Annotated in this window: 21 protein-coding genes and 1 tRNA gene; 10 read left to right on the forward strand and 12 right to left on the reverse strand. The window is 71.1% G+C overall.

The window, feature by feature from the left end; genetic code table 11:
- The 6 genes from ACH9D2_RS10355 to ACH9D2_RS10380 all read left to right on the forward strand — a co-directional run.
- Positions 1 to 781 (forward strand): TetR/AcrR family transcriptional regulator C-terminal domain-containing protein (locus tag ACH9D2_RS10355; RefSeq protein ID WP_396362752.1); only part of this gene is annotated, 781 nt, incomplete at its 5' end.
- Between the two features lie 31 nt (positions 782 to 812).
- Positions 813 to 1,121: a hypothetical protein gene (locus ACH9D2_RS10360; protein ID WP_396362753.1), complete on the forward strand. Its 309-nt coding sequence runs from the start codon at positions 813 to 815 to the stop codon at positions 1,119 to 1,121.
- A gap of 41 nt (positions 1,122 to 1,162) precedes the next feature.
- The gene (locus ACH9D2_RS10365; protein WP_396362754.1) at positions 1,163 to 2,098 is read left to right on the forward strand and encodes a diacylglycerol kinase family protein; all 936 of its coding nucleotides are present in this window, start codon (positions 1,163 to 1,165) and stop codon (positions 2,096 to 2,098) included.
- A 148-nt stretch (positions 2,099 to 2,246) separates the two neighbouring features.
- Positions 2,247 to 2,375 carry a hypothetical protein gene (locus ACH9D2_RS10370; protein ID WP_396362755.1) on the forward strand — a complete coding sequence of 43 codons (129 nt, stop codon included), beginning with the start codon at positions 2,247 to 2,249 and terminating at the stop codon, positions 2,373 to 2,375.
- Positions 2,376 to 3,146: 771 nt separating this feature from the next.
- A complete protein-coding gene (locus tag ACH9D2_RS10375; RefSeq protein ID WP_396362756.1) occupies positions 3,147 to 4,220 on the forward strand; it encodes an alcohol dehydrogenase family protein in 1,074 nt (357 codons plus the stop codon).
- A 400-nt stretch (positions 4,221 to 4,620) separates the two neighbouring features.
- A complete protein-coding gene (locus ACH9D2_RS10380) occupies positions 4,621 to 4,911 on the forward strand; it encodes a hypothetical protein (protein WP_396362757.1) in 291 nt (96 codons plus the stop codon).
- Positions 4,912 to 5,311: 400 nt separating this feature from the next.
- Here ACH9D2_RS10380 and ACH9D2_RS10385 read toward each other — a convergent pair whose 3' ends face one another.
- Genes ACH9D2_RS10385 through ACH9D2_RS10395 form a run of 3 tightly spaced genes read right to left on the reverse strand, consistent with a single transcriptional unit; the run spans position 5,312 to position 8,054 of the window.
- Positions 5,312 to 6,283 (reverse strand): bactofilin family protein, encoded by a 972-nt coding sequence (locus ACH9D2_RS10385; protein ID WP_396362758.1) that lies wholly within the window; start codon positions 6,281 to 6,283, stop codon positions 5,312 to 5,314.
- Positions 6,280 to 7,554 (reverse strand): hypothetical protein, encoded by a 1,275-nt coding sequence (locus ACH9D2_RS10390; protein ID WP_396362759.1) that lies wholly within the window; start codon positions 7,552 to 7,554, stop codon positions 6,280 to 6,282. The genes ACH9D2_RS10385 and ACH9D2_RS10390 overlap by 4 nt, the downstream gene beginning before the upstream one ends.
- The gene (locus tag ACH9D2_RS10395) at positions 7,551 to 8,054 is read right to left on the reverse strand and encodes a hypothetical protein (protein WP_396362760.1); all 504 of its coding nucleotides are present in this window, start codon (positions 8,052 to 8,054) and stop codon (positions 7,551 to 7,553) included. Before ACH9D2_RS10395 ends, ACH9D2_RS10390 begins: the two co-directional genes overlap by 4 nt.
- A gap of 70 nt (positions 8,055 to 8,124) precedes the next feature.
- Between ACH9D2_RS10395 and ACH9D2_RS10400 the strand changes: the two genes are divergently transcribed.
- Positions 8,125 to 9,066, forward strand: a complete 942-nt coding sequence (locus ACH9D2_RS10400; RefSeq protein WP_396362761.1) for a hypothetical protein — start codon at positions 8,125 to 8,127, stop codon at positions 9,064 to 9,066.
- A gap of 303 nt (positions 9,067 to 9,369) precedes the next feature.
- Positions 9,370 to 10,470, forward strand: a complete 1,101-nt coding sequence (locus tag ACH9D2_RS10405; protein WP_396362762.1) for an alpha/beta fold hydrolase — start codon at positions 9,370 to 9,372, stop codon at positions 10,468 to 10,470.
- Between the two features lie 386 nt (positions 10,471 to 10,856).
- Here ACH9D2_RS10405 and ACH9D2_RS10410 read toward each other — a convergent pair whose 3' ends face one another.
- The 4 genes from ACH9D2_RS10410 to ACH9D2_RS10425 all read right to left on the reverse strand — a co-directional run bounded on the left by ACH9D2_RS10410 (position 10,857) and on the right by ACH9D2_RS10425 (position 15,563).
- Positions 10,857 to 11,126, reverse strand: coding sequence for a hypothetical protein (locus ACH9D2_RS10410; protein ID WP_396362763.1), 270 nt, complete (start codon positions 11,124 to 11,126; stop codon positions 10,857 to 10,859).
- A gap of 158 nt (positions 11,127 to 11,284) precedes the next feature.
- Positions 11,285 to 13,042, reverse strand: coding sequence for a BCCT family transporter (locus ACH9D2_RS10415; RefSeq protein WP_396362764.1), 1,758 nt, complete (start codon positions 13,040 to 13,042; stop codon positions 11,285 to 11,287).
- A gap of 119 nt (positions 13,043 to 13,161) precedes the next feature.
- On the reverse strand, positions 13,162 to 13,797 hold the full coding sequence (gene coaE / locus ACH9D2_RS10420; protein ID WP_396362765.1) for a dephospho-CoA kinase: 636 nt from the start codon (positions 13,795 to 13,797) through the stop codon (positions 13,162 to 13,164).
- A 44-nt stretch (positions 13,798 to 13,841) separates the two neighbouring features.
- Complete coding sequence (locus ACH9D2_RS10425; protein WP_396362766.1) at positions 13,842 to 15,563, reverse strand: alpha-amylase family protein; 1,722 nt, start codon at positions 15,561 to 15,563, stop codon at positions 13,842 to 13,844.
- Between the two features lie 88 nt (positions 15,564 to 15,651).
- On the opposite strand from ACH9D2_RS10425, the gene ACH9D2_RS10430 reads away from it, so the two are divergent.
- On the forward strand, positions 15,652 to 16,371 hold the full coding sequence (locus tag ACH9D2_RS10430; RefSeq protein ID WP_396362767.1) for a YigZ family protein: 720 nt from the start codon (positions 15,652 to 15,654) through the stop codon (positions 16,369 to 16,371).
- 112 nt (positions 16,372 to 16,483) lie between these two features.
- Here the strand turns inward: ACH9D2_RS10430 and rpsA are convergent, their stop codons facing one another.
- The 4 genes from rpsA to ACH9D2_RS10450 all read right to left on the reverse strand — a co-directional run bounded on the left by rpsA (position 16,484) and on the right by ACH9D2_RS10450 (position 23,188).
- Complete coding sequence (gene rpsA, locus ACH9D2_RS10435) at positions 16,484 to 17,977, reverse strand: 30S ribosomal protein S1 (RefSeq protein ID WP_396362768.1); 1,494 nt, start codon at positions 17,975 to 17,977, stop codon at positions 16,484 to 16,486.
- Positions 17,978 to 18,149: 172 nt separating this feature from the next.
- Positions 18,150 to 19,562: a GNAT family N-acetyltransferase gene (locus ACH9D2_RS10440; protein WP_396362769.1), complete on the reverse strand. Its 1,413-nt coding sequence runs from the start codon at positions 19,560 to 19,562 to the stop codon at positions 18,150 to 18,152.
- 62 nt (positions 19,563 to 19,624) lie between these two features.
- A complete protein-coding gene (polA, locus tag ACH9D2_RS10445; RefSeq protein WP_396362770.1) occupies positions 19,625 to 22,504 on the reverse strand; it encodes a DNA polymerase I in 2,880 nt (959 codons plus the stop codon).
- A gap of 72 nt (positions 22,505 to 22,576) precedes the next feature.
- On the reverse strand, positions 22,577 to 23,188 hold the full coding sequence (locus ACH9D2_RS10450) for an ANTAR domain-containing response regulator (RefSeq protein ID WP_396362795.1): 612 nt from the start codon (positions 23,186 to 23,188) through the stop codon (positions 22,577 to 22,579).
- Between the two features lie 227 nt (positions 23,189 to 23,415).
- On the opposite strand from ACH9D2_RS10450, the gene ACH9D2_RS10455 reads away from it, so the two are divergent.
- A tRNA-Leu gene (locus ACH9D2_RS10455) sits at positions 23,416 to 23,499 on the forward strand.
- 48 nt (positions 23,500 to 23,547) lie between these two features.
- On the opposite strand, the gene ACH9D2_RS10460 is transcribed toward ACH9D2_RS10455, so the two are convergent.
- Positions 23,548 to 24,006, reverse strand: a complete 459-nt coding sequence (locus ACH9D2_RS10460; protein ID WP_396362796.1) for a PaaI family thioesterase — start codon at positions 24,004 to 24,006, stop codon at positions 23,548 to 23,550.
- Position 24,007: the final 1 nt, after the last annotated feature.

The following is a 24,007-nucleotide window of genomic DNA, read 5'->3' on the forward strand; positions in this document are numbered from 1 at the left end:
GGCGCGCCGGCCGCGGCTGAGCCGGGAGGTGGTGCTCACCGCGGCCCTGGCCCTGGTGGACGCCGAGGGCCTGGAGGCCCTCACGATGCGCCGGTTGGGCAACGAGCTGGGCCGGGATCCCATGGGCCTGTACCGCTATGCGAAGAACCGGGCGGATCTGCTGGACGGGATCACCGAGCTGGTGCTGGACCAGCTGGTCATTCCCACCGACGGGGCGGACTGGCAGGAGCAGCTGCGCGCCACCGCCCACGACTTCCGCGACCTGGCACTGGCCCACCCGCACGTGGTGCCGCTGCTGGTGACCCGGCCGCTGTCCACCCCGCTCGGGTTGCGGCCGCTGGGCACCCTGCGGCCCCTGGAGAACATCCTGGCCCTGCTCATCGACGCCGGCTTCGCCCCGGCCGATGCCCTGCACGTCTACCGGGCCTACTACGGGTTCCTCTACGGGCACATCCTCAACGAGCTCCAGGAGATCGTCGTGGACGCGGAGGAGAACGAGTCCCTGCTGCGCCTGGGCCTGCACCGGCTGCCCGCGCGCCAGTTCCCCCTCCTGCGCGCCATGGCCCCGATCCTGGCCGACTACGACGGGGCCGGTGAACTCGACCAGGGCATCACCATCCTGCTGGGCGGTCTCCTCGCCCAGCTGCACCCCGCTCCGGCCGCACCCGGCAGCGCCCCGACCGCGACGTCCCAGGACACCGCCGGGGCAGTCGCGGGCGGCCCGACACATGCCGACCAGCTCGATGCCTCACCCCTGAGACCTGACCCGCTTGCTCCCTGACCTGTTCGAACCGTTGCCTCCAGGAGTTCCCATGACCACCATCGCCTCAGAGCCCACCGGCCACAATGATTCCCGGACTCCGCCCGTGCCCCATGCCGTCCTGCCCGCCCCGGGCATGACCCAGGGACCCCGGCGGACACCGGGCAGCCGCCTGGGCCCGACCGAGGACTTCCCGGAGGACCTGGCCGGACTGGGCATGGGCGACCTGCAGGTGCTGCACTCGAGGATCACCCGCCAGCTCGACCACGACTACCTCACCGACCCCGCCGGGCCCCATGTCTCGACCATGGACCGGTGCTGTGAGTTGACCGCCGAACTGGATGCCCGCGACGGCGCATGAGACCGCAGGACCCAGCACGAGCCCTGACCGACAGGCACACCATGAACACCGCCCACGCCCCAGAACCCACCGACACCACGGCTCCCCCCGTCCGCCGGTTCGACACCATCTGCCTGATCTTCAATCCGCACAGCACCGGGGACGCCCCCGAACTGGCCGCGAAGCTGCGCGAGCAGCTGATTCAGCACCTGCCTGACACCCCGGAGATCCGCATGCTCCCGACCGAGCACGCCGGGCACGCCGTGGACCTGGCCCGAGAGGCCGCCGGCACCCCCAACACCCTGATCGTCTCGGTCAGCGGCGACGGGGGCTACCACGAGATCGTCAACGGCGTCATGGCCGCCGGGACCACCGACACCGTGTGCGCGGTGCTGCCCGCCGGCAACGCCAACGACCACCAGCGCACCGCCGCCCGACAACCCCTGGCCCAGGCCATCGCCGAAGGCCGGGTGCGGCAGATGGACCTGCTCCACCTGTCCACCGGGGCCGGACCCGGGGCCCAGGCCGTCCACGCCCACTCCTACATCGGCTTCGGACTGACCCCGGTGGTGGCCCTCGACCTGGAGAAGGGCAACAAAGGGGCCTTCAAGGAAATGGTGTCGGTGGTGCGGACCTTCGCCCGGTTCCGGCCCTTCCGCATCCAGCACACCGACGGCACCCGGCAGAACATCGACAGTCTCCTCTTCGCCAACATCCCCCGGATGGCCAAGCACGCCATCCTCAGTGAAGCTCAGGACCGCCCGGCCGACGGGCGCTTCGAGGTGATCCTCTTCCCGCACACCGCCAAGTGGCGCGTGCTGCTCAAGGCCGCCCGCGCTGCCACCACCGGGCTGGGGAACCAGCCCAGCGTGGCCCGCTACGAGTTCACCGCCCTCAAGCCGATGCCCTACCAGCTCGACGGGGAGGTCCGCTCCGTCCCCGCCCGCACCAGGGTGCGCGTCGAGTCCGCCCCCTCGGCCCTGACCGTCATCGGCTGAACGACCCGCTGCCGTCATCCGCAACCGTGCCCTGCCTGCGACACCGAACGGTGGCGTTGCTCCGGGTGGCAGTCCGAAGAACGACAACGACGTGCAGCAGCCTGCGTCCGGGACGCTTTTCTTCTGCTACAGGGGTGGTCACGGGACGTTGCTGGACCAGACCGGCGCGACGCCGAACCCGGCGTCCTGGCTGGTCCCTCTGCGGGCGTCCGGCCAGCGACTCGCGGCGGCCGCGGGGCTGCCGAGCATCGTGGCGGACTTCCAGAACCAGCCGTGATCCGTCCTGTGGGGTCGACCTCCAGCAGAAGCCCTCGCGCAAACTGCCCCTGGACGTTGACCGGGGCGTCATTGGCCCCTCCCGGAGAACGATCGGAAGCGGGTGACCGCAGATGTTTCGATGGCTCCTGGACATTTTCGACGACAGCCCTCTGATGCCGCCCGTGCTCCGCAGCCTTTGCGGCCACTCGACCTCTCTCGACCGGCAGTGGCACGCCCTCGGCGGCATGCTGGGCCTCCCCCGGACAGCGGCCGCTGCAAAGAGCGTGATTCTTCCGGCCGTTGCTGCGGATGCCTGTCGAACGAACACCATGCCGATGGTCCGGATGACCGCTGGCTGGCTGGGGTTGCCATGACCGTGAAGAACCCCGGTCCATGGGGAGTCTGGGTATCCGCGCCAGTCCCATCGGGGTTCAGCTCCCGTCGGCCCATGCTTCTGTCCTGGCGTGCCGGGGCGAAGCCCAGTACGTACTGCACCGGCCAGTCCAACCCGTCCAGTGTGGTGGCCATCGATGTGTCGCTGCCCTCCAGTACGGCCACCTTTGTGCAGCACAACGATCGCGACGGCCCGGCCCCTGAGGATCCATGATCGACACGGAGGTGACCCCCGGCGGTGAGCTGCTGTCGAGATGCCGACAGTCTGTGCGCGAAATCGGTCTGCCGGCTTGAATGCCGCGACCGTCGGCTTGTTGGCATCGGCGCTGAAGGTGAAACAAGATAGGGGATGGCCACGGCTCCTCCCCCATCCAAGACACACGTTGCCGGCGAGACCATGACGGCGGTGGTCACCACCGGTGTCGGTGGCTACGACCGGCTCGTGATCTCCCAAGTGCCCGTCCCCGCGCCGGCCGAGGGCGAGGTGCTGGTCCAGGTCCTGGCGGCCGGCATGAACAACACCGAGATCAACACCCGGCTCGGCTGGTACTCCTCGTCGATGACGGCAGGGACCAACGACGCGTCCGAGAACCTCGCTGCAGGCGCATCGACGCCGCCGGACGGAGGTTGGAATGCGGTCACCCCGTTCCCCCTGATCCAGGGCGCGGACTGCTGCGGTCGGATCGTGGCCGTCGGTCCCGGCGGCGAGGAGTCCGCTCTCGGGGCACGGGTGCTGGTCCGTCCTTGCATGCGCACGCAGGGGTTTTCCTCGTGGGACACCATCTGGCTGGGATCCGATATCAATGGGGCATTTGCGCAGTTCGTCGCGGTCCCGGCGCACGAGGTCTTCCCGATCGACTGCGACTGGAGCGACGCGGAGCTCGCGACGGTCCCGTGCGCCTACGGGACGGCGGAGAACATGGTCCGCCGCGCCGGCATCACCACGGGGGTGCGGGTCCTGGTGACCGGCGCCTCCGGGGGCGTCGGCTCTGCCGTGGTGCAACTGGCCAAGCTACGCGGAGCCCATGTCATCGGCACAGCCAGCAAAGCCAAACAGGACCAGGTCCTCACCCTGGGCGCCGACGAGGTCATCGGGCGGGACGATCCACAGCGCGTGCTGGGCGCGGAGAGCGTAGATGTCGTGATCGACAACGTAGCCGGCCCCGGCTTCCCGGCAATGCTCGGCCTCCTCGAGAGGGGCGGGACGTATGTCTCCTCCGGTGCCATTGGCGGCCCTCTCGTCGAACTCGACATGCGCACCTTCTATCTGAAGGACCTCACCTTGATCGGGTGCACCGCCTGGGACGAAGAGGTATTCCCTGACGTCGTCTCGTACATCGAGCGCGGAGAGGTTCGGTCTCTCCTGGCGAAAGTCTTCCCGCTCGACCAGATCGCGGCCGCCCAACAGGCATTCCTCGAGAAGACGCACGTCGGCAATTTCGTCCTGGTTCCGCCCGACCCGGTGTCCTGAACCCAACTGAGGGGGAAGGCTCTGCCCGCTCGGGAAAGAGCTCGCCGCCGACGGGATCCCCGTCGCGGCGACGTGCTTCGGTGCTCGAGCTCTTTCGCCAGCCCTGCTACCGGTGGTCGGCGGACCCTGTCCCGGCTGCCGAGCTGGCCGAGGCGCACCGGGCCAGTGCCCTGTTCGACGCCCACCAGGAAGACCCCGAGTTCTGCTGCCATCTGCTGATCGACGAGGCCACAGGGGCCGGGAAGGTGATGTGTGAGCGCAGCGCGTGGCGGATCGTCGGCTACTCGATCGACTCGCCGATGTTGGCCGGACCGGCCGTCCAGGCGGTGCAGAACGCTGTTGCACGTCGCGGTGACGTGGCCGATGGCATCGTCCAATCGGCGTCGGCGGGATGGTGCTGGTGGGACTGCTGGCCGTCTTCCACCTCGCCCTGGTGCTCGCGCTCAGCGCGCTGACGTGGTCCAGGACTCTGATCGTGGCGGTGCCCCTGGTGGGGATCATCGGGACCGACCTGCTCGTCGCGTTCGTGCCCGGAGCTTTCGACGTGCTGCACTGGAGCCTCGGACCGCTGGCCGGGCCGGTCCTGGCCGGCGGCATGCTCATCGGTTCCGGACCGATCCTGACGACCGCGGTGCTGACGCTCGTCTGCCTGGCCGCCGCAGCCGTGGGCCTGCGCAGGAAGGAGCTCTGAGCGCCGCGCCCGGGGCGGATCGGATCCCGCACGGCCCGCCCCGCCGCGGCGCCGGACCGCGCGCAGCGCCGCACGGAAAGGACGACGATGGCTGAACTGACCCTGGACGGTGCCGATCGCGTGCTCCGGCTCACCCCCCTCGAGAAACTCTGCGATCTGCACGCCGATGTGCGTGTGCCGCTCCTCTCCATCTCCGCACTCCAGGTGATGCCTGCGCCGGGAGCCGGGACCGGCGAGCCTGGCCGGCTACCGCCGCCTGGTCCACAGACCCGTGGACCAGGCGCTCGTCACGACCGTCGCCTCCTGGATCGCGGAACGCAGCAGGGGCGCCGCCTGACGACGACCAATGCCCCCGTCCCGGCCCGGCGGATGCGGTGGCCGCACCGGATCCACCACCGCGTCAACCCTCCGCGTGCAGCGCGCCGCCGTCGTCGATCCCGTCGTCCGGAGGCGTGTACGGGCGCAGGCCGAACCCGGTGAGGAACCCCGCCCCGACGGCGACCACGACCACGATCCCCGTGACGGCGGCCCCGGCGAACGGCACGAGTCCGATCAGCTGCAGGGCCGCGACAAGCACCGCCGTGCCCAGCGCCGCGGCCACCGGTGTCGACCAGGTCCGTCCGAGGCGCCGGGCGGCGCGCACCCCCAGTGCGCGCCCGACGGCCAGCAGCCCGTACACCGTGGCCGCGCCGAGCCCGAGCAGCACGATCCCGGCGACCGGGATGAGGAACAGGGTGAAGATCATCGACGCCACGAGGGGGAGAGCCGTGATCAGCACCAGGGTGCCCAGCGCGCCGCTCACCACGGGGAAGCCCGTGGCCGCGGCCGACGTGCGGTGCAGCGGGCGGGGCACCAGTCGCGCGGCCAGCCAGGCGAGGCCGGCCATGACGGCCACCCCGAGCAGCGACCACAGCGCCCGTTCCCCGGCTGCCCGGGGCTCCCTCCCCCGCTCGAGCACCGTCGCCGGGCTGGGCTCTTCGGTGGTGGTGCCCCGAACGACCGCTCCGGGATCGCGGGCGATCGACCCGCCGGCCGACACCACGTCCCCGGTGAGCTCCGCGGTGCCGGTGAGGGTCGCCGTTCCGCCGAGGACCGTCAGGTCCCCGGCCACCCGCCCGCTGATCCGGGCCTCGCCGGCGAGCACGGTCACGGTACCGCGGTGCTCGGCGCCCTCCTCCAGGACCACGGTCCCGCCGGCCACGACCGTGTCCCCGACGAGGACCTGGCCGTCCTCGACGACGTGGTCCTGCTGGGTGATCAGGGTCGCGGAGTACCGACCCGTCTGCGCCGGGGTGCTGCATCCGGTGACGAGGAGACCCAGCAACAGACACAGGAGCAGTGGGCGCAGGTGATGTGTCGGGACCGGGGTCATGCGGGCTCTTCCTCCTCGGCCCGCTGCCGCTCCGGGAGGAGGAACAGCAGGACGGTGACGGTGAACAGGAGCAGGCTGATCGCGGCGACGGCCCGGAGGTGCTCGGCGAACGGCAGCTCGACGGCCGCCCACCAGATCGAGAGCGAGGTGCTCAGGAACGTCGCCAGCCAGCCGGAGACCCCGACTCCCAGGGCGGTGTTGCGCGCGATCGTGGCCGGGGTGGAGAAGTCCGCCCACAGGGCGAAGTTCAGCACCGTGTAGATGCTCACCGCCACCGCGTAGAGCAACGGCATCCCCAGCGTGGCCGGCAGTTCGGGGGTGGTCAGGGCGTGGAGCACGTAGTTGAGCTGGACCAGGGCGAAGAGCGCGAAGATCCAGCCCAGCAGGACCCGCTGCCCCAGTGCCGGGTAGAGGATCCCGGCGAGCACGGCCGCGAGCACGTGGGCGACCCCGATGGCCCACAGCGTCGCCGGGTCGCTCGAGTGCCAGGCGGAGCCGATGTAGACGGGGGTGTCGACGATGCGCAGGAACCCCAGGCTGTCGATGAAGTAGACGCCGAACATGAGCACCAGGGCGAGCGTGAACGCACGCCCCGGCCACCGGCGGGACCGCGCGCGGTGACGGACGAAGCGGCCGGTCCCGTACCGGGGCAGGTGGTGCTGTTCGGCGAGGGCGGCTGTCGCCGGCCACGGGACGAAGGCGAGGACCACCAGGGCCACGGCGCTGGGGAGCATCAGCCACAGCAGCTGGGCGGCGAACTGCTCGATCCGCCAGTCCGAGGAGAACACCGCGGCGGGCAGGAACGCCGTCGAGGTCACCACCGCCGCGACGGCACCCCGGTGGCGGACGGGCACCAGGTCGCAGGTGAGACCGAACAGGCTGGGCACCCCGAGGCCCAGGCCGACGGAGGCGACCACGACCCACGAGAGCAGCCCCGCCTCGCTGCGCAGCTGCGGCGCCACGGCCGTGAGCCCGGTCTGCAGAACCACCACCACGGCCAGCAGCCGCAGCTTGACGCGGAAGTCCTCGCTCCACCGGCGGCGGTGCATCACCAGTCCCGCCCCCAGAGCCACGAGCAGCGTCAGCCCGGCCAGCAGTGCCATCGCCCGGGCGATCCGCGCCTCCGGCAGGCCGATCACCCGCGCACCCAGATCGACCAGACCCAACTGCACGAAGGTGAGGTTGTAGAAGTACCCGGCCGAGGCCGCGGCCACGAACAGGCCGACGCCGAACCAGGGGACCCACACGCTCCCTCGGAGACGGGATCTCATCGGCGCTCCGTCCTCAGCGCGGTCCCCGCCGAGCCGGCGGAGCGGTCCGCAGCGAGGCCGCCCACCCGGTGGGCGAGCAGGAGAACCGCCACGGCGGTCATGGCCGGCGTCACCACCGTCTCGACCGTCCGTGCCCCCGGGGCGGAGACCAGCTCCCCGGCCGCGTTCACCACACCGTGCCGGGCGCTCAGCGCGTCCAGGGCGTAGTCCCGCCACCCCGGCTCCTCGACGACTCTGGCGATCACGGCCGTGACCAGCACGAGCGCGGCTCCGGGCGCGAACCACGGGCCGTCACCTCCCGTGACGGCCCGCCCGACGACGGACGGCAGGAGCGCCACCACCACGACGAGGACCCACCAGAAGGCCCATGTCCAGCCGAAGGTGACGGCCAGGAACCACCACGGGCGGAAGAGCCCGTTGCGGGACGTCCGTGTCCCCGCCGGAGCCGGTCGCGACATCGTGCCCCACCCCGCCCCCGCCTTGCGTTCGACAGTGCCCATGGCCAGACTAATCACCGGCAGCACCGTGACGGAGTTCCATGACGGGACGCCCCGGAGGACGGAGTCCGCGATGGCCGGTGAAGCGCACGCAGCCCTGGACCGGGCGGCGACTCTCGGCGGAGCCCTCCTGCCGGATCACCGGAAGTACTTCGGCGAGACAACGGACGGCGCCACCGTCGCCGAGCACCTGGCCGAGCTCTCGGTCGAGGCCCCGTCGGTCACCCGCGAGGGTGAGCAGGAACTGCGGGCGCGCACGCGGGCCGGCGTCCTCGATCCGGCGTGCATGGTCGTTCGGTGGTGCGGACCCGACCGGCCCACGGTGATCCTGCACCACGGCAACAACGAGCGGCCTTTCGCGTTCGGGCGGACCGCGAAGAACACCCTCGGCCGAGCCGTCCTGGTCCCGGAGCCACCCGATGCGAACGTCTTCCTCCTGCGAGCGCCCTTCCACGCCGGGTCGCTCCGGGAGTTCCTGGGGGCGATGGGCTCACTGGACCGGTTCACGGCCATGCTGGCCACCTCCGTGGCCCTGGCGGACCTGGTGGGCCGGTCCGCCCGCGCAGAGGGGTCCCCGCGGGTGGTCCTCTCCGGGGTGAGCCTCGGCGGCTGGGTGGTCAACCTGCACCGCACCCACCACAACACCGCGGACGCCTATGTCCCCGTCTTCGCCGGGGCGGCCCTGGCCGAGGTCTTCCTCACGTCCGCGTACCGGCGTCTGACCAGCCGTCGGGCGCAGGCGGACCAGGAGCGGATCCGCCGGCTGCTGGACTTCGAGGACGCCTTCACGGCCGTTCCCGGCGCGAACGTCGCGGCGATGCTGGCCCGCTACGACCAGTACGTCGACTACGACCGGCAGCGTCCCTGCTACGGCGACCGTCCGGTGACGGTCCTGCGCCGGGGACACGTGACGGGTTCGCTGGCGACGGCGCCGTTGCGCGAGCACGTGCTCTCCCACGTCGTCGTCGGCCGGCAGGGCCGTGGCCCGGACCACGGTTCCCTGGACATCCGATGATGGCCGGCGCGCCGTCGACCCACGAGGGGGCCGGGCCACCCCGTGCCGGGCAGCGGCTGGGGCACCAGCAGCCGGCAGCCCACTCCGCACATCGTGTGCTGATCGCCGGCACCTGCCTCGCGTTCCACCGGCCGAGCTGGAGGACGCCTACTGTCGTCAGCACACCGCCCCGGCGACCGCCGACGCGGCACTACCGAGCCTCCACCGGACCCGTCACGGGTCTGTCTCCGGCAGGCGACGCGTTCCGCGCCGCCATGTCCGGGTTCTTGTCACCGCACTGCGAGCAAGTCAGGAATGGGACGCATGACCGCCTTGCGCAGGCTGACTTCAGCCGCCGCCACCGCCCTCGCCGTCGGCACGCTGCTGCGCCGCACCCACCTCTGGAGCGACGGCGAACTCATCCCTGTGGTCGGTGCGGACGGTCGTCCGGCAGCCGCCGGCCTGGCAGAAAAGATCTACCTGGACGTCAACGGGGTACGACAGGGCATGTTCCTGCGGAGCCGGGATGCCGCGCAACCGGTCCTGCTCTACCTGCACGGAGGCATGCCGGAGTACTTCCTCACCGAGCGGTATCCCATCGTTCTCGAGAAGCACTTCACGGTGGCCTGGTGGGAGCAGCGCGGGACAGGGCTTTCCTACAGTCCAGACATCCCTCCTGAGACAATCACCTCGGAGCAGCTCATCGCCGACACGTTCACCGTGACCGACTGGCTGCGCGACCGGTTCGGCACGGACAAGATCTACCTGATGGCGCATTCCGGGGGCACGTTCTTCGGGCTGCAGGCCGTGGCCCGGGCACCGGAGCGGTACCGCGCCTACATCGGCATGGCCCAGATGGCCGACCAACTGCAGTCAGAGGTCCTGGCCCACCAGTACATGCTGCGCCGGTTCGAGGAACTCGGCGACGAGCGGATGGTCCGGCGACTCGAGAAGGCGCCGGTGACCGTGACGGGAGGAACGCCCCGCGCCTATCTCGCGATCCGCGACACCGCGATGCACCGGCTGGGTGTCGGCACGACCCGGGACATGCATTCGGTGCTCTCCGGCATCTTCTGGCCGTCACTGCGCAGCCCGCAGTACACCCCCGCGGAGAAGGTCAGGCTGTGGCGCGGCAAATTCTCGTCCGGCGTCAGCGCCCTGTGGCACGAGAACCTGGCCATCGGCCTGGGGGAGACCGTGACCGAGCTGGCCGTTCCTCTCCATCTTCTCCACGGGATCCACGACTACACGTGCTCCTACCCCCTCACGAGGGAGTATTTCGAGAAGGTGCAGGCGCCGATCAAGGGCTTCTACTCGTTCCACCGGTCCGCCCACAGCCCGCTGTTCGAGGAACCCGAGCGGACACAGAGGATTCTGTGCGACGACGTGCTGGGTGGCACGGTGAGCCTCGCCGACGGAACCTGAGCGCCTCTTCGGGCCCGCCCGTCCGTCCCGTCGCCTGCGTGTCGGAGGGGCAGGTCGTCTCGATGACGGTCGACGCCACCGGTTGGTCGAGATGAGGGCATGACGTTGCCGAGGTCATGCCGTCCCGTCCTTCGTCGAAGACCGTCACCTCCACGGAACGTGTCCGCCCAGGAGGATCCACGAGGTCGGTTCAGGGTGGGGCGATCCGCCACCGACAGCTGACCGCTCGGTCATGACGTCACAGCCGGCACGGACCCGTGGAAGACATACTGCTTCCCAGAGGACGAGTACAAGATCCGTCTCGGCCTATGAGTCGGAAAAGGCCCCAAGCACTCGCTCAACGGACTTCGATCCACGTCGCTGCGCCCCGACCTGCTGTGTTCGCGTCAGTTGCGCGAGCTGCCGGTGTTCGTGCCCTCCCCGGAGTCGTCCCGGTGGTAGAGGTACTCGTTGCCGTGCTCGTCCTTCTCCACGGAGAAGTGCTCCTGGACCTCCTGGTACCACGTCTGCGCGGCATCGCTCATCTGCTCGCCCTCCTGCGCCTGGGCCAGGCGGTCCCCGGGCCCGTAGACGCGCATCGCGATGGCGTTGAGCCGGTCGAGGATGCGGTGCTGCTGCTCGCCGCCCTGGTTGGTGTTCTTCCTGTTCTTCGCCATGACGTCCCCCGTTGACCCCTGTGATGGTGGTCACCAGTCTAGCGCCCGGCCGGGTCCCCGGAGCGGGTGCTCGGAGCGGATGAACGGGGCGGATGAACGGCGCGGGCCCCCGGCCGGTGACGCCGGTGGGCCCGCTCGGTCCGCACTGTCCGCGCCCGCTACTCGATGTCGCGGATCTTCTTGAGCGAGCCCGTGCTCGTGCGGTACTCCCGCACATAGACGGGTTGCTCGGGGTGGTCCATGGCCGGGGCGTTGGCCGGTTCCGAGCCGTGCACGTAGTCCGGGGCCACGACGATCTCCTCGTCCACCTCGTCGCCGGTGGAGGTGCGGCGGCGGAACTCCTCGGGCGGCAGCACCCGGCGCCACTGGCGGGTGGGCAGGACGCCCACCTCCCCGGCGTCCTCACGCAGGGCTCTGAGCAGGGAGTAGATCATCACGTACCCCAGGACGAAGAACGGCAGGCCGATGAGGATGGCCACGTTCTGCAGTGCCGCCAGGCCGGTGGCGCCGGTGGCGGTGAGCAGGATCGCCGCGATGAGGCCGATGGCCACGACCCAGAACACGCGCTGGTGGACCGGGGACTCCTCCTCGTGGCCGCTGCCCATGGTGTCCATGACCAGGGCGGCGGAGTCGATCGAGGTGATGAAGAACAGCACCACGATGAGCACGCCCACGGCGGAGGTGACGGTCGAGAACGGGAAGTTCTCGAGGAAGACGAACATCGCGCCGGGAATGTCCCCCTCGTCCACGACGGCCTCGACGAGCCCGCCCCCGCCGTTGAGCTCGATGTTGAACACGCCCATGCCGAAGATGCCGAACCAGATGACGGAGAACAGCGTGGGGAGCGCGAGCACTCCGGCGACGAACTGGCGGATCGTGCGGCCGCGGGAGATGCGGGCGATGAAGATGCCCACGAACGGGGACCAGGTGATGGTCCAGGCCCAGTAGAAAACGGTCCAGCCGCTCTGCCACCCGGTGTCCGCGAGGGAGTCGTTCCAGAAGGCGAGCGCCGGGAGCATCGACAGATAGGTGCCGGCGGACTCGACCATGCCCTTGAGCATCAGCACGGTGGGCCCGGAGATGAGGATGAAGGTGAGCAGACCGATCGCGATGAGGATGTTGGTGTTGGACAGACGCTTGATGCCCCGGTCGAGGCCGAGGGCCACGGAGACCGAGGCCACGAGGCTCACGGCGGTGATGATGAGGATCTGGGACAGAGCGGACTCCGAGATCCCGAAGAGCCGGGCCAGGCCGCTGTTGATCTGCATGGTGCCGAGCCCGATGGAGACGGCCACGCCGAACAGGGTGCCCACGATGGCCAGGATGTCGATGGCACGGCCCGCCGGCCCGTGGATGCGCTCCCCCAGCAGGGGCTGGAACATGGAACTCACCCGGGGCGGCAGGTTGCGCTTGTACATGAAGTAGCCGAAGGCCAGCGCCGGGAGGGTGAAGATCGTCCACGTGTGCAGCCCGAAGTGGTAGAGCGTGAAGCCCATGGCCTCGCTGGCCGCCTCGATGGAGGCCGGCTCCACGCCCTGGCGCGGCGGGTTCGCGAAGTGGTTGACCGGCTCGGCCACGGCCCAGAACATGAGGATCGTGCCGATGCCGGCGGCGAAGAGCATCGAGAACCAGGACAGGTTGGAGTGCTGCGGCCGTTCGTCGTCGGCCCCGAGCCGGACCTGTCCGAACCTGCTGACCATGAGGTAGATCAGGAACAGCAAGAAGACGGTCACGCCCAGGATGTAGAACCAGCCGAGCTGGTTGATGACCCAGGTGGAGCCGCCCGTGAAGACCGCGTCCATGAAGTCCGTGAACACCAGCGTCATGACCACGAACGCGATGATCACCAGGGCGGCGCCGAAGAAGATGGTGGGGCTGGTCCGTAGTCGCAGGGAGTCGTGCAGTCTGTTCAGCATTGCCGTGCTTCCCCGGCTGCCCCCGGCCTCGAACGAGCGGACGGCCGCCGTATCTCGGTTGTGTGCTTCGGTCTCGTGCGTCGATTCTGCCTTTCGGTTGCCTCGACCCTACCCTCTTGTCACCGGAGAGCGGAGGGTCTTTCCGTGGGCGGGGCGGGCGGCAGTCGCGGCTCCACGTGCCACTCCCACCACGCGTCGACGCGGTCCAGCAGCCGTTGCACGGAGTCGTCGTTGACCAGCACGGTGCTCGAGACGGCCGCCCGGTCCTCGTCGGTGGCCTGGGCGGAGATGCGGGCGCGGGCGTCCGCCTCCGTCATCCCGCGGTCCTCGACCATCCGCCGGACGCGTTCCTCCACGGGGGCCTGGACGGTGAGGACGAGGTCGAAGCGCCCGTGCTGGCCGGTCTCCACGAGCAGCGGGATGTCCTCGACCAGGACGGCGTCCTCCCCCGCCGCGGCGGCCAGGCGTTCTGCCTCCGCGCGGACGAGGGGGTGGATGATCGCGTTGAGCCGGGACCGCGCCTCCGGGTCCCCGAACACCCGGGCGCCGAGCGCGGCCCGATCCAGGCGGCCGTCGGGTGTCAGCACGGAGGGACCGAACTCCTCGACGATCCGTTCGAGACCGGGCCGGCCCGGCTCCTGCAGCGCGCGGGCGATCGCGTCGGCGTCGATCACGGTCGCCCCGAGCTCCATGAGCCGCCGGGAGACCGTGGATTTGCCCGAGGCGATTCCGCCGGTGAGTCCGATGGTCAGCATGGGGACATGCTAGCGGCCTGCCCCGGCCGCGTGCCGCCGGGCGCTCATGCCTCTCCGGCGCCGGCCACGGTGGTCATGACGTCCGGCAGCGTGCCGGGCCCGTGCGCCCGCTGCACCCGCAGCCAGCGGAACCCGTAGCCCTCCAGGTCGAGCTCCACGGAGGAGTCGGCGTCGAGGGCGCACGTCCCGTCCGCCAGCAGGTCCAGCAGTTCGGTGCCCTCCTCCTCGTCCGGCAGCCGCAGCGGCACCGTGGTGGGCTCCGCGGAGAGGTTGTGCAGCGCGACGATGCCCGAGCCCTCCCACGAGCACCGGTGGGCCAGCACCTCCCGGCGCGGCTGGTCCAGGACCTCGGCGGGGCCCCAGGCCAGCTCGGTGCACTCCCGGTAGCGCCGGGACAGGCCGGTGACGAAGTGCAGCAGGGAGTCCGGGTCCCGCTTGGCGTCGGCCACGTTCACGTGCGCGGGCCCGTACTCCCCCTCCACGACCGGAGCGGAGAGGTCCTCGGCGTCGGCGGAGGAGAAGCCCCCGTTGCGGCCGGCGGTCCACTGCATGGGCGTGCGCACGGCCATGCGCCCCTCGGCGGCGAGGTTCTCGCCCATGCCGATCTCCTCGCCGTAGTACAGCACCGGGGTGCCCGGCAGCGAGAAGAGCAGCGAGTAGACCATCCGGATGCGCTGCTGGTCGCCCTGCAGCATGGGCGGCAGCCGCCGCGTGATGCCCCGGCCGTAGACCTGCATCCGCTCCTCGGGGCCGAAGGCCGCGAACACCTCCTCCCGTTCCGACTCGGAGAGCTGGTCGAGGGTGAGCTCGTCGTGGTTGCGCACGAAGTTGGCCCACTGGGCGTCCTGCGGGATGCGCGGCCGGTTCTTCAGGGCGTTCGACAGCGGCCCGGCGTCCTGGCGGGCCAGTGCGAGGTAGAGGTTCTGCATGCCCACGAAGTCGAAGATCATGGTCAGCTCCCCCGCGTCCTCGGTGCCGAACAGCTCGAGCTGCTGCTGGTAGGGCAGGTTGACCTCGCCCAGCAGGGCGGCCCGGCCGTTGCGGCGGTTCGCGAACTTCCGCAGCGAGCGCAGGAAACCGTGCGGGTCCGTGAACCCGCCCCGGTTCTCGAGGTCGTCGCCCTGCCCGAGGGTGAGCAGCTGGGGGATCCCGTCCACGCGGAAGCCGTCGAGTCCCAGGTGCAGCCAGAACCCGACGACCTTGGCGATCTCGTCCCGCACCTTGGGGTGGGACAGGTTGAGGTCCGGCTGGTGGCGGTAGAAGCGGTGCAGGTACCAGTGCCCGGTGGTCCCGTCCCGGGTCCAGATGCCGCCCTCCTTGTCGGGGAACACGGCCTTCTCGGACGTGTCCGGCGGCTCGTCGGCGCGCCACACGTAGTAGTCGCGGTACGGGCTGTCCGTGCTCGAGCGGGAGGCCTCGAACCACGGGTGCTGGTCGGAGGTGTGGTTGACCACGAGGTCGGCGATGACCCGCAGACCGCGGTCCTGGGCCGTGCGGACCAGCTCCACGAGGTCGCCGAAGCTGCCCAGCCGCCGGTCGACGCCGTAGAAGTCCGTGACGTCGTACCCGTCGTCCCGGTTCGGCGTGGGGTAGAACGGCATGAGCCACAGGCAGGTGACGCCCAGCTCCGCCAGGTAGTCCACCCGCTCGGCGAGCCCGGCGATGTCCCCGGTGCCGTCGCCGTCCGTGTCCAGGAACCGCTCGACGTCCACGCAGTACACGACGGCCTGCTTCCACCAGAGATCGGAGGTGTCGGCGATGCGCATGTCTGCTCCCTCGGTGGCGGATGCCCCCTGTCTAGCACCCCGTCCCGGTCCCGTCGAGGGCGCGGGGGCCCGGCCTAGAGTGGGGAGCATGGACCCGGACCCCCTGCTCAGCCGCGCCACCCGCTACACGACGCTCGCCGCGGGCACGGAGGCGGTGGCCGAGCTGGAGATCAAGCGCTCCCGTTTCCTGGCGGTGCTGCGCCGGGCGTCCACCGAGGCCGAGGCCCGGGCCCTGGTCGAGGAGCTGCGGCGCGGCTTCCACGACGCCCGCCACCACTGCTCGGCGTTCGTCCTGGGCCCCGACCGGGACGTGCAGCGCTCCTCCGACGACGGCGAGCCCGCCGGCACCGCGGGACTGCCGATGCTCGAGGCCCTCGTGCTGCGGCGCACCGCCACGGACGCGCAGGGCCGCGACGTCACCGACCTCTCGGACGTGAGCGCCGTGGTGGTGCGGTGGTTCGGGGGCACCCTGCTCGGCGCCGGCGGCCTGGTCCGCGCGTACTCCGAGGCCGTGTCCCAGGCCCTCGACGGCGCGTCCCTGGTGGTCCGCCGGCGGCAGCGGCTCTACCGGCTCCCGGCGTCCCACGCGGACGCGGGCCGGATCGAGAACGAGCTGCGCGCGACCGGGACCACGGTCCTGGACACCGCCTACGGGGCGGCCGGCGCGGACCTGGGCCTCGCCCTGCCCGACGACGACGCGGCCGTCGCCGCGCTGCACTCCCGCGTGGCCTCGCTGACCTCCGGCGCCGGGGTCCTGCGCCCCGTCGGCGTCGACTGGGTGGACACCCCCGCCGGGGGCCGGACCTGAGCGGTGCTCGGCCGGTCCGGGACCCGGACACCACGACGGCCCCCACCCCTCGAGGGGGGCGGGGGCCGTCGTGGTCAGTGCCGTGCGGAACGGCCCGGCGGTGCCTGTCGGATCAGGCTCCGGTCAGCTTCTCGCGCAGCGCGGCCAGGGCCTCGTCGGAGGCCAGGGTGCCGGAGTCGGCGGCCGGGGCCTCGGAGGAGTAGCTGGTCGGGGCCGGCGCGGACGAGGGAGCGGAGGACGACGAGGAGGAGGACGAGGAGCTCGTCGTCCCGCCTGCGGCGGCCTCGGCGTCCTCGGCGATCGACTTCCGGACCTGCTCCTTGTGCGCCTCCCAGCGCGACTGGGCGTCGGCGTACTGCTGCTCCCAGGCGGCGCGCTGGGTCTCGTAGCCCTCGATCCACTCGTTGGTCTCGGGATCGAAGCCCTCGGGGTACTTGTAGTTGCCCTGGTCGTCGTACTCGGCGGCCATGCCGTACTGGGCCGGGTCGAACTCGGTGGAGTCCGGGTCCACGCCCTCGTTGGCCTGCTTGAGCGACAGCGAGATGCGGCGGCGGTCCAGGTCGATGTCGATGACCTTGACGAAGAGCTCGTCGCCCACGGAGACGACCTGCTCGGCCATGTCCACGTGGCGCTGGGCGAGCTCCGAGATGTGCACCAGGCCCTCGATGCCGTCCTCGACGCGCACGAACGCACCGAAGGGGACGAGCTTGGTGACCTTGCCCGGCACGACCTGCCCGAGGGCGTGGGTGCGGGCGAACAGCTGCCAGGGGTCCTCCTGGGTCGCCTTCAGCGACAGGGAGACGCGCTCGCGGTCCATGTCGACGTCCAGGACCTCGACGGTGACCTCCTGGCCGACCTCGACGACCTCGGAGGGGTGGTCGATGTGCTTCCAGGACAGCTCGGAGACGTGCACCAGGCCGTCGACGCCGCCCAGGTCCACGAAGGCGCCGAAGTTGACGATCGAGGAGACCGTGCCCGTGCGGACCTGGCCCTTCTCGAGCTTGTGCAGGAAGTTGGAGCGGACCTCGGACTGGGTCTGCTCGAGCCAGGCGCGGCGGGACAGGACCACGTTGTTGCGGTTCTTGTCCAGCTCGATGATCTTCGCCTCGATCTGCTGGCCGATGTACGGCGCGAGGTCGCGCACGCGGCGCATCTCCACGAGGGAGGCGGGAAGGAAGCCGCGCAGGCCGATGTCGAGGATGAGACCACCCTTGACGACCTCGATGACGGTGCCGGTGACGACGCCGTCGTCCTCCTTGATCTTCTCGATGTCGCCCCAGGCGCGCTCGTACTGAGCCCGCTTCTTGGAGAGGATCAGGCGGCCTTCCTTGTCCTCCTTGGTGAGGACCAGGGCCTCGACCTCATCACCCACGGTCACGACCTCGTCCGGGTCGACATCGTGCTTGATGGACAGCTCACGGGACGGGATGACGCCCTCGGTCTTGTAGCCGATGTCGAGAAGGACCTCGTCGCGGTCGACCTTGACGACGGTGCCCTCGACGAGGTCGCCGTCGTTGAAGTACTTGATGGTCGCGTCGACAGCGGCGAGGAAGTCCTCCGCGGACCCGATGTCGTTGACGGCAACCTGCGGGGTGGTGGTGGTCATGTAGTAGGGACTCCGATGTGGATAGTTTGTGATCAGTCGGAACGGAGATTGTCCGGCCGGACCGCGGCCGTTCCGAAGGATTGCTGGACAGGGCACGTGCAGAGCACGCACCGGGTCAGTCTACGGACGAGCGAAAAGGGAAGCAACACGCGACCCGCCGCGCGGTGGCGGGTCAGAACTGTGTGACGCCGTACGGGGCGGTCGGGGTCTCCATGAAGTCCTGCAGGTCCCGCAGCGCGTCCTCGTCCCGGGACACGATCAGCCCGGCCTGCGCGAGGGTGCTGGCCTTCACCGCCCCGAGGTACAGGGATCCCAGCACGTCCACCCGCATCGCCACGTCCGCCCCGTCGGGCAGCTCCACCGCGGGGACCGACCGCCCTGCGTCGTCGTCGGCGGTGCGGGGCCGGTCGCGGAGCCGCTCGACCACGGGCGTCCCGCCGGTGGTGTCCAGGGCCCAGACGCCGTCGGCGTAGCCCATCGAGTCCACGAGGGAGATGACGATCCGCCCGCGCGGGGTGTACGGGCGCGCCACCAGCGCGGCCGCGGGGTCCAGGACCCGCACCCACACCTTGTCGGACTCCGCGGTGACGCGGTACTTGGCGCGGTCCACCATGGCCCACACCAGGGGGTCCTCCACGGGGGCGCGGCCGAAGCGGACCTGGTCCACGAGGTCCAGGGAGGTCACGAAGTCCCAGAGGGCGATCGAGACGTCCGGGGACGCGCCCACGAGGTCGATCACCGTCAGGGTCAGCGGATAGGAGGTGTTGGGCTCGAACCGGTAGGTCACGTAGCCGTCCGGGCGCATGGCGTCGTCGTAGTGCACGGCGCAGCGCACCTCCGGGTCCGCCTTCTGCGGGGTGATGGCGTACTCCCCCGTGTACTCGGGCCAGTGGTAGGCGACCCGGCTCACCGACCCGTGCGAGCTCTCGTGGAAGCGCTGGAAGAGCACGGGGGCGAGCTGGCGCACCGCCTCGCCGTCGGCCATCTCCACGCTGCCCACGGTGGGCGCCTTGAGCTGCAGGCGGGTGGTGGCGTCCACGGTGACCTCGCGGTTGAACGTGGCCGCGCCGAAGCCGAACCGGCCGTAGATGGTGGCCTCGGTCGCGGTCAGCAGCGCCACGGGGTAGCCGTCCCGCTGGGCGCGGTCGAGCTCCCCCGTCATGAGCCGGCGCAGCAGCCCGCGGCGGCTGTGCGTGGGCCGGACGGTGACCTCGGAGATGAGCCGGGCGCGCAGCAGCCGGCCGTGGCCCGCGTTGAGGGAGCCCTCCCAGGAGGTGAAGGTCGCCACGGGCCGCTGCGTGGGCAGCGCCGCCTCGGGCACGGCATGGGGGTAGGCCCCCCGCAGCCGCACCCGCTCGGCGTGCATCCAAGTCAGCGTGCGCTCGAGGGTCTCGTCGGTCGGCTCCGCCTGGTGGAAGCCCTGGCGGATGGCCCGGACCCACTCCACGGCGGCCGGGTTGGCCGCGACGCCCCCGGGGCCCACGCCGAACTCCGCGAAGGTGTAGTCGTGCCCGTCGGCCGAGTAGGACTCGGTCACGGTGCCGGGGGTGGACGGTGTCGTCGGAGCGTCGTGCTGGTGGTCCATGGCGTGTTCCTCGTTCGCGGTGGGGTCGGGGGGCGGGCCGGCCGGTGCGCCGGTCCGGACGGTCAGTGGGCCGCCTCGTGCCAGGAGCGGCCCGCGCCGACGTTGACCTCCAGCGGCACGGACAGCTCGGCGGCGCCGCCCATCTCCTCGCGCAGCACCCGCTCCACGGTCTCGCGCTCCCCGCGGACGACCTCGACCACGAGCTCGTCGTGGACCTGCAGGAGCATCCGCGAGCCGAGCCCCTCCTCGGCGAAGCGCCGGTCCACGCCGAGCATCGCCTTCTTGATGATGTCCGCGGCCGAGCCCTGGATGGGCGCGTTGAGAGCGGCGCGCTCGGCCATGGAGCGCAGCTGCCGGTTGTCGCTGGAGAGATCCGGGAGGTACCGGCGCCGGCCGTCGATCGTGGCCGTGTAGCCGTCCTCGCGGGCCTGCTCCACGACGCCGCGCAGGTAGTCGCGCACCGCCCCGAACCGGGTGAAGTAGTCGCTCATCAGGGTGCGGGCCTCGTCCACGGGGATCCTCAGCTGCTTGGAGAGCCCGAAGGAGCTCAGCCCGTAGACCAGCCCGTAGCTCATGGCCTTGACCTTGGATCGCATGGGCGCGGTGACCTCCTCCGGGGCCACGCCGAAGATCTTCGAGCCGACGAAGCGGTGCAGGTCCTCGCCGCTGCGGAACGCCTCGATCAGCGCCTCGTCCCCGGACAGGTGCGCCATGATGCGCATCTCGATCTGGGAGTAGTCGGCGGTCAGCAGCTGGTCGTACTCCCGTCCCTCCTCCGGGCGCCCGACGACGAACAGCCCGCGGATGCGGCGGCCCTCCTCGGTGCGCACCGGGATGTTCTGCAGGTTGGGGTTGGTCGAGGACAGCCGGCCGGTGGCGGCGACGTTCTGCATGTAGGTGGTGTGCACGCGGCCGTCCTCGGCGATGGCCTTCTGCAGGCCCTCGACGGTCTGGCGGAGCTTGTTGGCGTCCCGGTAGGCCAGCAGACCGGCGAGGAAGCGGTGCCCCTTGGAGTCCGGGTCGGTGCGGGTGAGCAGCTCCGCCACGGCGTCGGCGTCCGTGGTGTAGCCGGACTTGATCTTCTTGGTCCTCGGCAGCCCCAGCTCCTCGAACATCACCTGCTGCAGCTGCTTGGTGGAGCCCAGGTTCACGGGCTCCTCGATCTGGGTGTGCGCCTCCTGCTGCGCCTGCTCGATCACCCGGGCGAAGTCGTCGAGCAGGACCTGGACCCCCTCGGGGTCCACGGCGATCCCCGCGAGCTCCATGCGGCCCAGCACCACGGCGAGGGGCAGCTCCAGGTCCGTGAGCAGGGTGGTCTGGTGCGTCTCGGCCAGCTTCTCCAGCAGGTGCCGGGAGAGCTGGACGGTCGCGACCGCCAGTTCCGCCTCCCGCCGCAGCACCGCCGGCGCGGGCCAGGGCTCCGCGTCGAGGGCGAGCTGCTGCTGCCCCTCGGCCGCCGGCCCGTCCGCGACGGCCAGTCCCAGCCGGTCCTCGAGCAGGGCGGGGAGCTCGTAGCTGCGCCGTGCGGGCTGCAGCAGGTAGGCCGAGAGCTGGGGGTCGTCCACGACCCCGGCGAGCGGCAGGCCGCGCACGGCGAGCGACTTCCAGACGTCCTTGAGCCCGTCCACGACCTTGGCCCGGTCCGTGTCGGCCAGCCAGCGGGCCAGCGCGGACTCGAGCCCGGAGTCCGCGGCCGCGAGGTCCAGGAACAGCGCGGACGGCTGGTGGCCGCCCCGGGCGAGGACGATGCCGGACAGCTCACGGGCGCCCGGGAGGACGGGGTCGTCCTCCCGGTGCAGCGCGTGCAGCACCACAGGCTCCTCCCCGTCGGCGAGCCACCGCTCCAGCTCCTCGGCGGTGCCGGGACGCTCGACCTCCCCGAGACCCAGGTCGGCGGGCGGCGCGGCCTCCTCCGCGGGGCGGCCGAACGCGTCGAAGAGCCGGTTGCGCAGGCCGTCGCCGAACTCGAGGTCGTCGAAGACCTCTCCCACGGCCTCGGAGTCGGGCACGGGCAGGCCGGCGTCGGCGAGGTCGATCTCCAGCCCGAGGTCGGTGACCAGGCGGTTGAGCCGCCGGTTGCGCTCGACCGCGGCGCGGTGCTCGCGCAGCGCCTCGCCCTTCTTGCCCTTGACCCGGTCCGCGTGCGCCAGGATCGTGTCGACGCCGCCGTAGGCGAGGATCCACTTGGCCGCGAAGCCGGCCCCCACGCCCGGGACGCCCGGGAGGTTGTCGGCCTGTTCGCCGGTCAGGGCCGCGAGGTCCGGGTAGTGCCGCGGCGGCACCTTGTACTTGTCCACCACGGCGGCGGCGTCCATGTGCTTGAGGTCGGAGGGGGTGCGCCCGGGATAGACCACCGTGACGTGCTCGTCGATCATCTGGAAGGCGTCCCGGTCGCCGGAGAAGACGAGCACCTCGTAGTCCTGCTCGGCGCCGCGGCGGGCCAGGGTGGCCAGGACGTCGTCGGCCTCGTGGCCCTCGGCGGTGACGACGGGCACGCCCAGGGCGTCGAGGATCCGGCGGATCTGCGGGATCTGCCCGTGGAACTCCTCGGGCGTCTCGTCCCGCCCGCCCTTGTACTCCTCGTACTCCTGGGAGCGCAGGGTGGGACCCTCCAGGTCGAAGGAGACCACCAGGTGCGTGGGCTTCTGCTCCCGCACCAGTTTCACCAGCGTGTTCACGAAGCCGTAGACGGCCTCGGTGTGCCGGCCGTCGGAGGTCACGAACGCCGGTCCCCCGCCGTACTCGGCGGCGCGGGAGAGCGCGAAGAACGCGCGGAAGGCCAGGGAGTGGCCGTCGACCAGCAGCAGCTTCCGGTCGGGGCGGGAGACCGGGCGGGGGATCTCGACGTCGACGGGGTGGTCGGTCTCGGCCCCGACGGTCACCGTGCGGACGGCGGTCTCGGGGGTCGCGTCGGTCTGCGTCTGCTGCGTCGTTTCAGTCACGCACCCATCCTAGGGCCCGGGAAGGACCCGGGGCGGGCGGTCATCCGAGCCCCGGCGGGTCAGCCGGCCCGGTCAGGCGACCTGGTTGATGATGGCCTCCGCGACCTCCCGCATGGACAGCCGGCGGTCCATCGAGGTCTTCTGGATCCAGCGGAACGCCTCGGGCTCGGTGAGGCCCATCTTGGTGGTCAGCAGCGACTTCGCGCGCTCCACGAGCTTGCGGGTGGCGAACTGCTCCTTCATGTCCGAGACCTCGTGCTCGAGCGCCGCGATCTCCTCGGCCCGGGAGATCGCGATCTCGATGGCGGGCACGAGGTCGTCCACCGTGAACGGCTTGACCACGTAGGCCATGGCCCCCGCCTCGCGGGCCCGCTCGACGAGCTCCCGCTGGCTGAAGGCCGTGAGCAGGACCACCGGGGCGATCCGGTCGGACGCGATCTGCTCCGCGGCGGTGATCCCGTCCAGGACCGGCATCTTCACGTCCATCAGCACGAGGTCCGGTCGGTGCTCGCGGGCGAGCTCGACCGCACGCTGGCCGTTCTCGGCCTCCGCGACGACCTCGTAGCCCGCGTCCCGGAGCATCTCCACGATGTCCAGCCGGATCAGGGTCTCGTCCTCGGCGACCACCACCCGGCGGGCCGGGCGCGGGTCGCTCCCCGCGGCCTCGTCGGGGAGGTCGTCCAGGGTTCCGGGATCCTCCGACGGGGAGGTGTTCGGCTGCTCCGTCACGCTGACTCCTTGGCTGCTGGTGCGTCGTGGCCCGCGCCGCGCGGGCCACCGGGGTCGCGGTGCCGGCGGCGCCCGTCTCCCCGGCCCCGCGCGTCCCGCCCGATCAGCCCCACCCTATAACTGTTGTAGAGTGGTCGAGCGCAGGAGCCGGCCTCCCGAGGCGGCGCGGACTGCGACCGCGGGCCCAAGTGGCGGAATTGGCAGACGCGCCGCACTCAAAATGCGGTTCCACTGGAGTGTGGGTTCGAGTCCCACCTTGGGCACCAGCACCCCGGACCGACGGTCCGGGGTCTTCTCGTCCCACCCTCGTGCCGTCAGTCCGCGGGTCCCCGCTCCCGCACCAGGTTCGTGACGCGGGCCGTGGACAGCCGCCGCCCCCGGTCGTCGGTCATCACGACCTCGTGGACGGTGAGCGTGGCCCCCAGGTGCAGGGCGGTGCACGTGCCGGTGACCGTCCCCGAGGCCACGCCGCGCTGGTGCGTGGCGTTGACGTCGACGCCCACCGCGTACCTCCCCGGCCCGGCGTGCACGCTCGCCGCCGTCGACGCGAGGGTCTCGGCCAGGACGCAGTGCGCTCCCCCGTGCAGGATCCCGCCCGGCTGGGTGTTCGGCTCGACCGGCATCGTGGCGACCGACCGCCCGGGCGTGAGTTCCGTGAACCGGATGCCCATCGCCCGGGCGAGCCCGCCCATCCCGTGGCCGGGGAAGGCGGCGTGCAGCTCCTCGGGGACGCCGTGCTCGCGCAGGTCCCGGGAGTGCTCCTCGGGGGTCATG

This window comes from Kocuria rhizosphaericola (genome assembly GCF_044462205.1).
GTDB lineage: Bacteria > Actinomycetota > Actinomycetes > Actinomycetales > Micrococcaceae > Kocuria > Kocuria rhizosphaericola.